We start from the raw sequence: 13059 nt of genomic DNA, 5'->3' as shown, positions 1-13059 counted from the left end.
GTCACACCCGTTCCCATTCCGAACACGGCAGTTAAGCTCTTCAGCGCCGATGGTAGTTGGGGGTTTCCCCCTGTGAGAGTAGGACGCCGCCAAGCCATTTAAAAAGATCAGCCATCCGGCTGGTCTTTTTTTGTCGTTTCAGGACAGATTTATTCACAAATAGGGTGTTGGAAGGATCAGATGTGGAACCTTTCCGACTTAATCCATTCAAATATTAAAAATGGCACCTTAGCTTGGCTTATTTTAAGGAATTGCACAATGCAAGGGTAATCGTCATTAGGCATGGTTTTCATCAGCTCTGCCCACCATTCTGTTTCATAACGAGCTATTATGCTAAGGTTATAAGAAATCAAATAATGAATCAAAAGCTCAGGTAATGAAAAAGCGGACGAATCTTTATTTAGAGATAGCATGAATTTCCCCTCTTCTAAATTATACCGTATTGGAGATGCGGCATTATGAATAGGAACACCCTCTGTTTTTAAATGCAGTGTTCCAGGAGCTTCCGAAATACTGTAAATTTGATTCGTTTTAGCTTTCAAAAATTCTTCCAATCGACTGCTGGACATTTGATAGCTATCCAATATGGATGAAGGCAATTGAAAACCATTGGAGGAGGGGAGCAGGGCAACGAAATTTTTCTTGGAAATGGACCATGTAAAGTTTTGCATATCCGGGATTTCTTTCATAAGTGTACCCATGGAAAACTTTTCACCTTCCAGATGCTTGATATGAAATAATTTCTCGGCGATGCAGGTGAAAAGTCCATTTTTTTGCGTTTTCACTTCATCCTTCAGAAATTCATATTGCTGTTTTTTCTTTTTCCTCGTAGTTACCCCATGGGCAAGCATCGAAGTTGATTCCGGATAGTTAGGATCAATCGTGAGCAGACAAGCCTTTAATAATTGGGCGAATCCATAAAATGTCAGGATTGGTTGAATGGAAAGTGGTGCAATGGCTGCCTGATTATAATAAGTTTTAGCATGTTCAAGATGGTAAATAAATGGATAACAATTATCATAACTTTTGATTTCCGCTTCTGCTATTTTTTCTTGTGTGTAACATTTTTGTAAAAAAAGTTGAGAGGAAGATGCGGAAAAAAAAGGTGTATATTTATCGAAATTATCATTGTTTTCAGGCATTGCAGCTATCCTCCGAATTAATAGAATAATCAAACATTTATTTCTCTTCTTGACAGTAGTATGTCCTATTGATAACCTACAAATAATATTTTTAAGCAGGAGGGGAAAATAATGTGGGAAAATAAATTTGCAAAAGAAGGTTTAACCTTTGATGATGTCCTATTAATTCCAGCGAAATCAGAGGTTTTGCCGAAAGATGTCAACCTTCAAGTCAACTTAGCTGAAAACTTAAAGCTCAACCTTCCTATCATCAGTGCAGGAATGGATACCGTGACAGAAGCAGAGATGGCGATTGCCATGGCTCGTCAAGGCGGATTGGGTATCATTCATAAAAATATGTCCATTGAAGCACAAGCTGAACTGGTGGATAAAGTAAAACGTTCAGAAAGCGGTGTAATTACCGATCCATTTTTCTTGACGCCAGATCACCAGGTATTCGATGCAGAGCATTTAATGGGTAAATATCGCATTTCGGGTGTTCCTGTAGTCAACAATATTGAGGATCAAAAACTTGTGGGTATCATTACAAACCGTGATTTGCGATTTATTTCCGATTTTTCCTTGAAGATTTCCAGTGTCATGACTGTTGAGAATCTCGTCACAGCGCCAGTAGGAACTAACTTGGAACAAGCAGAGAAGATTCTTCAAAAGTACAAAATTGAAAAGCTTCCTCTTGTAGACGATAATGGAGTTCTTAAAGGACTTATTACGATCAAGGATATCGAGAAAGTCATTGAGTTTCCGAATTCGGCGAAAGATAAGCAAGGGAGATTGCTTGCAGGTGCTGCAGTCGGAGTGACTAAGGATACAATGAAGCGTGTTGAAATGCTTGTTAAGTCCCATGTCGATGCAATTGTACTTGATACTGCTCACGGTCATTCAGAAGGCGTCCTTGAAATGGTGAAGGAAATCCGCGCGACTTATCCTGAATTGACGATCATTGCCGGTAATGTGGCAACGGCTGAAGGGACGAAAGCATTGATTGAAGCGGGGGCCGATGTAGTGAAAGTGGGAATCGGACCAGGGTCAATCTGTACGACAAGGGTTGTAGCCGGTGTAGGTGTTCCACAAATCACGGCAGTCTTCGATTGTGCAACAGAAGCAAGAAAACATGGTAAAACGATTATCGCTGATGGCGGAATTAAATATTCAGGTGATATCGTTAAAGCGCTGGCTGCAGGCGGACATGCAGTAATGCTTGGTAGTATGCTTGCAGGTGTAACTGAAAGCCCTGGCGAAACGGAAATTTTCCAAGGTCGCCGTTTTAAAGTGTATCGGGGTATGGGATCTGTTGCTGCAATGGAAAAAGGATCTAAAGATCGTTACTTCCAGGAAGATAACAAGAAATTTGTTCCAGAAGGCATCGAAGGGCGCCTTCCATACAAAGGACCTCTATCAGATACCATTTTCCAACTGATTGGCGGCATTCGTTCAGGTATGGGATATTGCGGTACAGCCACATTGGAAGAGTTGAGAGAAAACTCTCAATTTGTCAAAATGACCGGTGCCGGATTAAGGGAGAGCCATCCTCATGATGTCCAAATTACTAAAGAAGCACCGAACTACTCAATGTAATGAATTTAACATATAATCGTCATTAAAATTTATTGTTAAAATAGACAGAGTCTGCGATTACTCTGTCTATTTTTTTTATTTTTTCTGTGATAAACTAGACAAGGTGTCAAGGGATTTACATAAAGTTTCTTCTTTGTTATAGAGATTAGCTTAAAAGTTGGAGGTATTGGAAATTGAAAAAAATCAGCAAGACCCTCATTTTCACTTTTGTTTTTGTTCTTGTTATGTCGCAATTTGCCTATCAACCGGGGGAAGCTGTTGCTGAATCTGATAATTTAGGTTTAAAGGCAGAGGCAGCCATCATAATCGATGGTGAAACAGGACAAATCGTGTATGAAAAAAATGCCGATAAAGTATTAGGGATTGCATCCATGTCTAAAATGATGACCGAGTACATCATAATGGAGTCAATTGAAAATGGGAAAATCAGTTGGGATCAAAAAGTAAAAATAAATAAATATGTACATGACCTTTCAAAAGCACCCAATTTGTCGAATGTTGGGTTAACGGAAGGTGAAGATTATACAGTTAAGGAACTATATCAAGCTATGGCCGTCTATTCAGGAAATGCGGCAACAGTAGCTTTAGCACAGCTAGTTTCCGGAAGTGAAAAGAGCTTCGTTAAGTTAATGAATGAAAAAGCAAAGGAATTAGGCTTGAAAAATCATAAATTCGTTAACGCCAGCGGTTTGAATAACTCCGATTTATTAGGGCAATATCCTTCAGGTGATGAAGATGATGAAAATATCATGACAGCAAAAGATACTGCACTTCTTGCTTATCGTTTAATAAATGATTATCCGGAAGTTTTAAAAATCGCCAGCATTCCTAAATTGAAGTTCCGTGATGGAAAAGAATATCCGAACTTCAACTGGATGCTGCCTGGCCTGATTTTTGAATATAAAGGCGTAGATGGACTAAAGACGGGATCTACCGACTTTGCTGGTTATGGCCATACAGGGACGGTTATCCAGGACGGTCAGCGCTATATCACGGTGGTCATGAAGTCCACTAATAAAAACGAACGTTTTGCAGATAGCACTAAGCTTATGAACTATGCTTATGCAACATTTAAAAAGGAAAAAGTCCTTCCAGCCAACTACCAGGTGAAAGGGAAAGAAACACTTTCAGTAGTGAAAGGCAAGGAAAAAGACGTTAAGATCCAATCTGAAAAAGCAATCGAGCTACTTGTTGAAAATGGTGGGAAAGACAACTATAAAACTGATTTAGTGATTGATAAAAACAAATTGAATGAAGATGGTAAGCTGACTGCACCAATCAAAAAAGGTGAAAAGCTAGGCTACATCACAGTCACTCCTAAAAAAGGAGAAGATTACGGGTACATCAACGGAGATCCAGTTAAGGTTAACGTCGTAGCTGCTGAATCTGTTGAAAAGGCAAACTGGTTCGTATTATCAATGCGGGCGGTTGGCGGATTCTTTGGAGACGTTTGGAGCAGTGTAGCTTCCACTGTTAAAGGCTGGTTTTAAGTTTCGTGTATAAAACGGTTGCGTAATGTATAAAATTATAGTACATTATGGAAAACAATCTGATTATATAAGAAAGCAATGACAGGAAATAGTAACAAGTATTTCTTTCTATAGAGAGCCGGTGGCTGGTGGAAATCGGTGTGAGAGTTTTGTGAATCCCTCCTGGAGCAGAGTATGGAAAGCCTTTTGGGTCAGTAAATACTTTCGGTTAAAAGCCGTTATCGTGATAAGTGGTAGGCGTTTTTCATAGGCCTTCAACTAGGGTGGCAACGCGGGTTAACTCTCGTCCCTTCTTCAGGGGACGGGAGTTTTTTGCGTTCTTTGATAAATCATCAAAAACATTAAGGAGGAATTGAAATGTTGGATTTGAAATATGTAAGAAATAATTTTGAAGAAGTGAAGCGTGTATTGCAATTCAGAGGGGAAGATTTAACCGATTTAGGAAAATTCGAGGAACTGGATGTAAAGCGCCGGACCTTGATTGCTGAAACGGAAAAGTTGAAAAGCCAAAGAAATGAAGTTTCACAGCAAGTGGCCATATTGAAACGGGAGAAAAAAGATGCAGATCAGTTGATTGCGGAAATGCGTGAAGTCGGTGACCGTATAAAAGGTTTCGATGATGAGCTTCGTGAAGTGGAAGCACAATTAGAAATATTACTTCTTTCCATTCCTAATATACCGCATGAAAGCGTGCCTGTTGGTGAGACGGAAGACGATAATGTCGAAATCCGTAAATGGGGGGAGTTACCTGAATTCAAGTTTGAACCGAAACCACACTGGGATGTAGCTGGAGATCTAGGCATCCTGGATTTTGAACGGGCAGCAAAAGTGACCGGAAGCCGATTTGTATTTTATCGGGGTCTTGGTGCTCGATTAGAGCGTGCACTAATTAGCTTTATGTTAGACCTTCATGTTGAGGAACACGGATATGAAGAAATGCTGCCACCATATATGGTGAACCGTGCAAGCATGACCGGGACAGGTCAATTGCCAAAATTCGAAGAGGATGCTTTCCGTATTGAAAGTGATGATTACTTCTTGATTCCTACAGCTGAAGTGCCGGTGACAAATTTCCATCGTGATGAAATCATGAGCACGGACGATCTGCCGATAAGCTATGCGGCATACAGTGCTTCATTCCGTTCAGAGGCAGGATCTGCGGGTCGTGATACGCGCGGGCTAATTCGTCAGCACCAGTTCAATAAAGTTGAACTAGTGAAGTTCGTGAAGCCGGAAGATTCTTATGCAGAGTTGGAAAACCTCACAGGTCATGCCGAAAAGGTCCTCCAATTGCTGGGTCTTCCATACCGAGTGCTAAGCATGTGTACGGGAGATCTTGGTTTCACAGCTGCTAAAAAGTATGATATCGAGGTTTGGATCCCGAGCTATGGAACGTACCGCGAAATTTCTTCTTGCAGTAACTTTGAAGCATTCCAGGCTAGACGGGCCAATATTCGCTTCAGGCGTGATGCAAAAGGCAAACCGGAACACGTCCATACCCTAAATGGATCAGGCTTGGCAATCGGCCGTACAGTCGCTGCCCTTTTGGAGAATTACCAGCAGGAAGATGGCAGTGTTATCATTCCTGAAGTATTACGTCCATATATGCGCGGTGCGGAAGTCATTAAACCGTAAGTCAAAGGGAATCAGCTTCTGGTTAAAGAGGCTGATTCCCCTTTTTATCAAAGTTTGAAAATTATTTTAAAAAAACTTTATAGAGGGCTTGACTTTGATTTTGATTCCATGTAATATAATAAATGTTGATACGGAGGTATACCCAAGTCCGGCTGAAGGGATCGGTCTTGAAAACCGACAGGGGAGTCAAATCCCGCGGGGGTTCGAATCCCTCTACCTCCTCCATAACTTATTAATAACCACAGCGCATAAATTGGATATCGATGAATTCCGTTACAGTTATGTAACGGAATTTTTGTTTTCTAATATATTAAAAAACCACCGGATAACCGGTGGTTTTTCTGTTTTACACATTTCGCAACAACTTGGTTTGCTCCATATATTCGGCAATCCGTTTTATAAGAGGTTCGATACTTGCTTCATCCTGCATAAGATCATATTCGTTTATATTTAATCGAAGGACAGGGCAGGCGTTGAATTGATCGATCCATTCTTCGTAACGGCCGTGCATTTCCTGCCAATATTCAATTGGGGTATGCTGTTCCATTGGACGGCCGCGCTCTTGGATCCGGTTGAGGATATCATCGAGCGAACCTTCAAGATAGATAAGTAAATCAGGGTGCGGGAAGTATGGCGTCATTACCATGGCATTGAAAAGGCTTGTATACGTTTCGTAGTCCACCTCATTCATCGTGCCTTTTTCATAATGCATTTTTGCAAATATCCCGGTGTCTTCATAAATGGAACGGTCTTGGATAAAACCGCCGCCGTATTCAAAGATTTTTTTTTGCTCTTTAAATCGTTCAGCGAGGAAATAGATTTGCAGGTGGAAACTCCAACGATTAAAATCATCGTAAAACTTATCCAGGTAGGGGTTCGTATCAACCTTCTCAAATGATGTCCTGAATTGAAGGGCATCAGCTAACGCATTGGTCATGGTCGATTTTCCTACGCCAACCGTCCCTGCTATCGTAATGACGGCGTTGTTTGGAATATTATATTTCTTTCGTAAGTTCATTTGACGTTACTCCTTTGTGCAGGGCATTCTCTATTTGGCTTATTATCGTTTTCAAATCATCCTTGTTCCCGACAAAATCCAGCTCATCTCCGTTGAATGTAAGAACAGGGATGTCAGGGTGCTGTTTCTCGAATGTTTCCATGAATGTTCGATAATCCGCGGATAACTGCTCTAAATAAATGGAGGATATATTTTCTTCGATTTCACGACCTCTTTTACCGATTCGGGAGAGAAGAGTATCAAGGCTTGCGTTTAAATAAATCACCATATTAGGTTCAGGCATATCCCGTGTTAAAATATTGAATATCTCAAGATACTTATTGTATTGTTCGTTCTTTAACGTTCTTTCAGCAAATATCAAGTTCTTGAATATATGATAATCAGCCACTACGGCTTGGTCATTAGTAAGATACTTTTTTTCGATATCATCCAACTGTTTATAACGGTTACATAGAAAAAACATTTCTGTTTGAAAGCTCCACTCATCAATATCTTTATAGAATTTCCCGAGAAATGGATTTTCATCGACAATTTCCCTTAATAATGAAATTTGAAAATGATCTGCGATAACTTTTGCAAGTGATGTTTTTCCCACGCCGATTGGACCTTCGACAGTGATAAATGGGGTGGATTTCATCCAATCTGTCCTCCTTCATGAGGTATCAAGCTAAAATTCCCGGTCATAGGATTTTCGCCAAGAGATATTGTATCACAGACTTGGGACTTTAGTGACATTTTTGTCAGGTTGATAAAGAAAGAGAATGAAAGAGTGTTAATTGGGGAGGTATGTAGATTAATGCCTTGTTCGATTGAATGCTTACATGTCTTCACCTTGTTTTATGGATGCCTTGAGAACATGGTTCATCATTTTTAATGCGTAATGATTATCTTCCTTTGATGCAGAAGCTATGCAATCCTTCGGAATCCATAATTTATATTCCCGCATATAGGCATCATTGGCCGTGAATAGCACGCAGATGTTGCCAGCTATGCCAGTAATGATCAGGGTATCCACGTTTAATCGTTTAAGCAGTGTATTGAGTGCCGTCCCATAAAATGCGGAATGCTTCGGCTTGATGAGAAAAAACTCGTCCTGTTGAGGTTTTATTCTTTCGATTAATGAGGCATTACCTTCATTTTTACATATATCAATGATTTTATCGAAGTCAGCCTGCCATAAATCATAATGATCATTGATATAAATGATTGGAAAACCTTTTTCTTTCATTTGCTTCTTTAATTTCAAGATCGGATTGACGATAAGTTTCGTATGTGCAAGGAGCATATTCCCGTATTTGAAGTCAAAGTCATTGATCATATCAATGATAAGCAATGCAAAAGAAGGCGATTCAGGTCGATTCATGGTATATCCTCCTGTATTGTGAGAATTTACTTGCAGCACATATGCCGCATGCGTTACTATTCATTAGAACAAGTAGTATGACCTTTATTTTGTCTTATATTTGTCTGTTTACTCCTATTTAATATGAGGGGGTTTTTTTTTGAAGGATGATGTTCATTACATGAATTTAGCCTTAGAGGAAGCAAAAAAGGCGCGGCAATTGAATGAAGTGCCGATTGGCGCTTTAATCGTAATAGATGATCAAGTTATTTCGACGGGGCATAACCTGAGGGAAACGGAACAGAATGCGACGGCACACGCGGAGCTCCTTGCAATCAATGAGGCTTGCCGTGCTACTGGCAGTTGGCGTCTTGAAGATGCGACATTATATGTAACGCTGGAACCTTGCCCGATGTGTGCCGGTGCCATCTTGCAATCAAGGGTGAAAAGGGTCGTTTTTGGAGCGCATGATCCAAAGGCTGGCTGTGCAGGCACATTCATGGATTTACTTCGAGATGAACGCTTTAACCATCAATGTGATGTAACCAGTGGTGTATTGGGGGAAGAGTGCGGCTGGATTTTGACTTCTTTTTTTAAAGAGCTAAGGGATAGAAAGAAAATGTTGAAAAGAGAGCAGGCACTCAAGCTTGTTGAAGAAAATAATAAGTGAAAAACGAATGTTGAAGATGAATCTTTGCTTCATTTGGTAAATTTGGAATTGAACTGTCCAAGAACAACACTTGCGTTTTTTTTGTTACCTTAGTATAATGAATTATGCGTCGACATGACGCTATGAAATTGGTATTACTTTTGCCGTGCTAGACGGGGAGGTAGCGGTGCCCTGTACTCGCAATCCGCTCTAGCGAGGTTGAATCCCTTCTCGAGGTTAGCATTCTGTAGGGCCTGCCTTAAGTAAGTGGTGTTGACGCCCGGGTCCTGCGCAATGGGACTCCATGAACCATGTCAGGTCCGGAAGGAAGCAGCATTAAGTGGAAGTTCTCATGTGCCGCAGGGTTGCCTGGGCCGAGCTAACTGCTTAAGTAACGCTTATGGTTGCTAATCGACAGAAGGTGCACGGCAGTTATTTTACATAAACAAAAAACTCATTCGTATCGGGTGGGTTTTTTTTTATGCCAAGAAGGTAAAGTGCTTGGTGTTTTTGAAAAAAATGAGGCAATGATGAAATTTCATTTTAGACTTTGATATTAAGGAAATCAGTAATGTATAATAAACAAGATGGAGAAAAGAAGGAGGGATTTCCGTGGGGTATCAAGCATTATATCGGGTATGGCGGCCGCAACAATTCATTGATGTAGTCGGGCAGGAACATGTGACGAAAACGTTGCAGAATGCTTTGGTCGGGCAAAAGGTTTCACATGCCTATTTATTTTCCGGTCCACGTGGAACAGGGAAAACAAGTGCTGCCAAAATTTTAGCAAAAGCAGTGAATTGTGAGCATGCCCCGACAAGTGAGCCCTGTAACGAATGTGCTACCTGCCGCGGAATCACCGATGGCTCCATATCAGATGTTATAGAAATTGATGCAGCATCCAATAATGGTGTCGAGGAAATCCGTGACATTCGTGATAAGGTCAAATATGCACCTAACGCGGTTACATATAAAGTTTACATCATTGATGAGGTACATATGCTTTCACAAGGGGCGTTCAATGCGCTTTTAAAGACATTGGAAGAACCTCCGAAGCATGTGATTTTCATATTGGCGACGACTGAGCCCCATAAGATTCCACTAACGATCATTTCCCGTTGCCAAAGGTTTGATTTTAAACGGATCCAGCCTCAAGATATAGTTGGCCGGATGTCACAAATCATTGCAGAAACTGGTGTTTCTTGTGATGAACAAGCCCTGCATATCATTGCGAGGGCAGCCGAAGGCGGGATGCGGGATGCACTAAGCCTTCTTGATCAAGCGATATCCTTCAGTTCGGAGACAGTTTCAGTGGAAGATGCATTGACTGTCACCGGATCTGTTTCGCAAGCGTTTTTAAGCCGGCTGGCAAAAGCTATATATGATAAAGAAGTAGCGGTGGCACTTGAAGTCCTTGAAGAATTGCTGGCCATGGGAAAAGACCCGGCTAGGTTCATAGAAGACATGATTTATTACTTCCGTGACATGCTGTTGTTTCAAACGGCACCGGCACTGGCAGAATCCTTCGAGCGTGTTTTGATAGATCCCCAATTCAAGGAATTGGCAGAAGTGATTTCTTCTGAATCGATTTACTCCATAATTGAAAGCTTCAATCAAACACAGCAGGATATGAAATGGACAAATCATCCAAGGATTTTCCTTGAGGTGGCACTTGTGAAGTTATGTAATGAGCAAAGGCCAAATCAAATGGATAACGGGCAGCTTCAACAGCTGCAGCAGAAAATAGAAGATTTAGAGAAGAAATTACTCGAAATGCAGAAAAACGGCATTCCGGCAGCCATGGCAGAAAAACCTGCAGAGCAGGCTAAGGCGCAAAGGGCCGTTAAAAAGTCATATAAAGCACCTGCCGGAAAGATCAATCAAGTTTTGAAACAAGCTACAAAGCCAGGTCTTAATGCTGTGAAAAGTAAGTGGGGGGAAGTGCTTGAACAGTTAGGTCAGCAAAACCAAAAGTCATTGGCAGCTTTATTAACGGAGGCGGAACCTGTTGCTGCGTCAACTGAAGCTTTTGTGGTAAAATTCAAATATGATATTCATTGTCAAATGGCAATGGAAAATAACCGTTTCGTGGAAGTGATAGCCTCGATCATGCAGCAATTGACCGGACACCGAATGGAGATAGCTGGAGTTCCGGAAAGCCAGTGGCAAAGGTTGCGGGAGGATTTCATCTCAACACAGCAGTTCGACGGTCCAGAAGAAACGGAATCAAAAGAAGAAGACCCCTTTATAGCAGAGGCTAGAAAATTAGTCGGCGATGATTTACTTGAAATTAAAGAATAATTGGAGGTAAGGAAAATGGGTATGCGCGGCGGTAATATGCAGAATATGATGAAACAAATGCAAAAGATGCAAAAGAAGATGGCAGAGGCACAAGAAGAATTAGGTGAAAAAAGGGTTGAAGGAACTGCCGGCGGCGGAATGGTAACGGTCATCGTGACTGGACATAAGGAAATAGTCGATGTAGTCATCAAACCGGAAGTTGTCGATCCGGATGATATCGATATGCTTCAGGATTTAGTGTTGGCTGCTACTAACGATGCTTTGAAAAAGGCGGAAGAAATGACAAACCAAACGATGGGACAATTCACTAAGGGAATGAACCTTCCGGGTATGTTTTAAGCAAGTTCAAAAGAAACTTCCTTTCAGGGGGTTTCTTTTGAAATTTTTAGGAGGAATTCGATGCATTATCCAGAACCAATTTCCAAGCTCATTGACAGTTTTATGAAATTGCCGGGGATTGGTCCTAAAACGGCTGCTCGATTAGCCTTTCATGTATTAAGCATGAAGGAAGATACTGTTTTGGATTTTGCAAAAGCACTTGTTAATGCTAAGCGGAATCTTATGTATTGCTCAGTCTGTGGTCATATTACAGATCAAGATCCCTGCTATATTTGCGAAGATCAAAAGAGGGACAGAAGTTTGATCTGTGTGGTACAGGACCCGAAAGATGTTATAGCTATGGAAAAGATGAGAGAGTTCAATGGTTTATACCATGTACTGCATGGCAGTATTTCCCCGATGGACGGAATTGGTCCTGAAGATATAAATATTCCTGATTTATTAAAGCGCCTGCAAGATGAAACAGTGCTGGAGGTAATTTTGGCTACTAATCCTAATATTGAAGGTGAAGCGACAGCCATGTATATTTCCCGGTTGCTTAGACCATCAGGCATCAAAGTGACCCGAATTGCCCACGGACTTCCTGTTGGCGGAGATTTGGAGTATGCGGATGAAGTGACGCTATCAAAAGCAATAGAAGGAAGAAGAGAAATATAAGATAGCTGGGAGGACTTCACTTGTTCTTTCGTAAAAAAAAGAAACTTCGGAATGAATTCAATGATTCATTAATCGAAGAGCTTGAACAATTGAAATGGAATTGGCATAATCAAAAATCATTACTTGAAAAAAGCGTTGATCCATCTGAGGAAGTAATCGCCCAAACGAGACTGGCGGAAGTGAAATATTTCTACTTATTCAGGGAAGTCAAAAGAAGGAATGTTCGCTTAAAAAGATGATAAGGAAATGGCTGTGAAGGATTGTTTGATCCTCATGGCCATTTTTTTCGGTTCTTAATCCAGCGTTTCCTTCATATAAGTTTAGTACAAGCGTGCGGGGAGGAATGAGTTTGGAACCAGTTGTCTTTGTTGCCATAGTTGGCGGCTTGATTTTAATGCTCCTCATTATCGGGGCGCCATTAAGACCTGTCCGGTTTATAGGGCAGGGCATTATAAAGGTCATTATCGGTGCAGCATTTTTGTTCTTTTTGAATACACTTGGGAATCAGGCGGGCATTCATGTCCCCATCAACCCTGTTACCTCGGCAGTCGCCGGCTTGCTTGGAATACCGGGAGTTGCCGCATTGGCGGCCATTGGTTATTGGATCATTTAAAGGATAGTGCGTCGAAGTCATCTTATGAAAACCTCATGGATATCTCCTTGGGGTTTTTATCATGCTATTGTTTTTTTTGAAAAAAACTAATTTAACCATTGACGATTACTGATCAACCTGATAATATATTAGGAGTCGCCAATAACGACATCATACATTGCTTAACCGAAAAACAATATGAAAAAAGTTGTTGACATCAGGTTTGGTAAATGATAAGATAATAAAGTCGCTTACAAAGTAACGACGAAAAATCGCTCTTTGAAAACTGAACAGAACAAAGCGCCAACGTTAAATTTTA

The 13059-nt window shown here is 40.9% G+C and carries 13 protein-coding genes, 1 tRNA gene, 1 rRNA gene, 1 other RNA gene and 1 other annotated feature; of the genes, 12 read left to right on the top strand and 4 right to left on the bottom strand.

Features of this window, described 5'->3' with window-relative positions:
• A 5S ribosomal RNA gene (rrf, locus tag ADA55_RS24915) occupies positions 1–95 on the top strand; the annotation flags it as partial.
• A gap of 81 nt (positions 96–176) precedes the next feature.
• Here the strand turns inward: rrf and ADA55_RS24910 are convergent.
• Positions 177–1142, bottom strand: a complete 966-nt coding sequence (locus ADA55_RS24910) for a YaaC family protein (RefSeq protein ID WP_048688706.1) — start codon at positions 1140–1142, stop codon at positions 177–179.
• A gap of 111 nt (positions 1143–1253) precedes the next feature.
• Here ADA55_RS24910 and guaB point away from each other — a divergent pair, with 111 nt between their 5' ends.
• From guaB to ADA55_RS24890, 4 genes are all read left to right on the top strand, one after another.
• Entirely contained in the window at positions 1254–2717 is a 1464-nt protein-coding gene (gene guaB, locus ADA55_RS24905) for an IMP dehydrogenase (protein WP_048688703.1), read from the top strand.
• A gap of 173 nt (positions 2718–2890) precedes the next feature.
• The gene (locus ADA55_RS24900) at positions 2891–4207 is read left to right on the top strand and encodes a D-alanyl-D-alanine carboxypeptidase family protein (protein ID WP_081088479.1); all 1317 of its coding nucleotides are present in this window, start codon (positions 2891–2893) and stop codon (positions 4205–4207) included.
• A gap of 69 nt (positions 4208–4276) precedes the next feature.
• Positions 4277–4501, top strand: a binding site (T-box leader).
• Between the two features lie 63 nt (positions 4502–4564).
• The gene (gene serS / locus ADA55_RS24895) at positions 4565–5842 is read left to right on the top strand and encodes a serine--tRNA ligase (protein WP_048688701.1); all 1278 of its coding nucleotides are present in this window, start codon (positions 4565–4567) and stop codon (positions 5840–5842) included.
• Between the two features lie 132 nt (positions 5843–5974).
• Positions 5975–6067 (top strand) — tRNA-Ser (locus ADA55_RS24890).
• A 121-nt stretch (positions 6068–6188) separates the two neighbouring features.
• Here the strand turns inward: ADA55_RS24890 and ADA55_RS24885 are convergent.
• From ADA55_RS24885 to ADA55_RS24875, 3 genes are all read right to left on the bottom strand, one after another.
• A complete protein-coding gene (locus ADA55_RS24885; protein WP_048688698.1) occupies positions 6189–6860 on the bottom strand; it encodes a deoxynucleoside kinase in 672 nt (223 codons plus the stop codon).
• Positions 6838–7497 (bottom strand): deoxynucleoside kinase, encoded by a 660-nt coding sequence (locus ADA55_RS24880; RefSeq protein WP_048688695.1) that lies wholly within the window; start codon positions 7495–7497, stop codon positions 6838–6840. The genes ADA55_RS24885 and ADA55_RS24880 overlap by 23 nt, the downstream gene beginning before the upstream one ends.
• 180 nt (positions 7498–7677) lie before the next feature.
• Positions 7678–8223 (bottom strand): isochorismatase family cysteine hydrolase, encoded by a 546-nt coding sequence (locus tag ADA55_RS24875; RefSeq protein WP_048688692.1) that lies wholly within the window; start codon positions 8221–8223, stop codon positions 7678–7680.
• 139 nt (positions 8224–8362) lie between these two features.
• On the opposite strand from ADA55_RS24875, the gene tadA reads away from it, so the two are divergent.
• From tadA to ADA55_RS24845, 7 genes are all read left to right on the top strand, one after another.
• Entirely contained in the window at positions 8363–8872 is a 510-nt protein-coding gene (gene tadA / locus ADA55_RS24870; RefSeq protein WP_260089152.1) for a tRNA adenosine(34) deaminase TadA, read from the top strand.
• A gap of 143 nt (positions 8873–9015) precedes the next feature.
• Positions 9016–9280: signal recognition particle sRNA large type (gene ffs, locus ADA55_RS28055), an RNA gene on the top strand.
• A gap of 183 nt (positions 9281–9463) precedes the next feature.
• Entirely contained in the window at positions 9464–11152 is a 1689-nt protein-coding gene (gene dnaX, locus ADA55_RS24865; protein WP_048688689.1) for a DNA polymerase III subunit gamma/tau, read from the top strand.
• Positions 11153–11173: 21 nt separating this feature from the next.
• A complete protein-coding gene (locus ADA55_RS24860) occupies positions 11174–11491 on the top strand; it encodes a YbaB/EbfC family nucleoid-associated protein (RefSeq protein ID WP_048688709.1) in 318 nt (105 codons plus the stop codon).
• Between the two features lie 60 nt (positions 11492–11551).
• Entirely contained in the window at positions 11552–12148 is a 597-nt protein-coding gene (gene recR / locus ADA55_RS24855) for a recombination mediator RecR (RefSeq protein ID WP_034316264.1), read from the top strand.
• 20 nt (positions 12149–12168) lie between these two features.
• Positions 12169–12387: a YaaL family protein gene (locus ADA55_RS24850; protein ID WP_034316261.1), complete on the top strand. Its 219-nt coding sequence runs from the start codon at positions 12169–12171 to the stop codon at positions 12385–12387.
• 104 nt (positions 12388–12491) lie between these two features.
• A complete protein-coding gene (locus ADA55_RS24845) occupies positions 12492–12761 on the top strand; it encodes a pro-sigmaK processing inhibitor BofA family protein (protein WP_370019689.1) in 270 nt (89 codons plus the stop codon).
• The last annotated feature ends 298 nt before the right edge of the window (positions 12762–13059 follow it).

This window comes from Bacillus sp. 220_BSPC, from assembly GCF_001054655.1.
GTDB classification, from domain to species: Bacteria; Bacillota; Bacilli; order Bacillales; family DSM-1321; genus Peribacillus; species Peribacillus frigoritolerans.
This window is presented reverse-complemented; position numbering and strand designations above follow the sequence as displayed.

What these genes read in the sequence shown, in the direction of transcription:
- ADA55_RS24910 (WP_048688706.1), bottom strand. Translation starts at nt 1,142, where the DNA reads ATGCCTGAAAACAATGATAATTTCGATAAATATACACCTTTTTTTTCC.
- guaB (WP_048688703.1), top strand. Translation starts at nt 1,254, where the DNA reads ATGTGGGAAAATAAATTTGCAAAAGAAGGTTTAACCTTTGATGATGTC.
- serS (WP_048688701.1), top strand. Translation starts at nt 4,565, where the DNA reads ATGTTGGATTTGAAATATGTAAGAAATAATTTTGAAGAAGTGAAGCGT.
- ADA55_RS24885 (WP_048688698.1), bottom strand. Translation starts at nt 6,860, where the DNA reads ATGAACTTACGAAAGAAATATAATATTCCAAACAACGCCGTCATTACG.
- ADA55_RS24880 (WP_048688695.1), bottom strand. Translation starts at nt 7,497, where the DNA reads ATGAAATCCACCCCATTTATCACTGTCGAAGGTCCAATCGGCGTGGGA.
- ADA55_RS24875 (WP_048688692.1), bottom strand. Translation starts at nt 8,223, where the DNA reads ATGAATCGACCTGAATCGCCTTCTTTTGCATTGCTTATCATTGATATG.
- ADA55_RS24860 (WP_048688709.1), top strand. Translation starts at nt 11,174, where the DNA reads ATGCGCGGCGGTAATATGCAGAATATGATGAAACAAATGCAAAAGATG.
- recR (WP_034316264.1), top strand. Translation starts at nt 11,552, where the DNA reads ATGCATTATCCAGAACCAATTTCCAAGCTCATTGACAGTTTTATGAAA.
- ADA55_RS24845 (WP_370019689.1), top strand. Translation starts at nt 12,492, where the DNA reads ATGAGTTTGGAACCAGTTGTCTTTGTTGCCATAGTTGGCGGCTTGATT.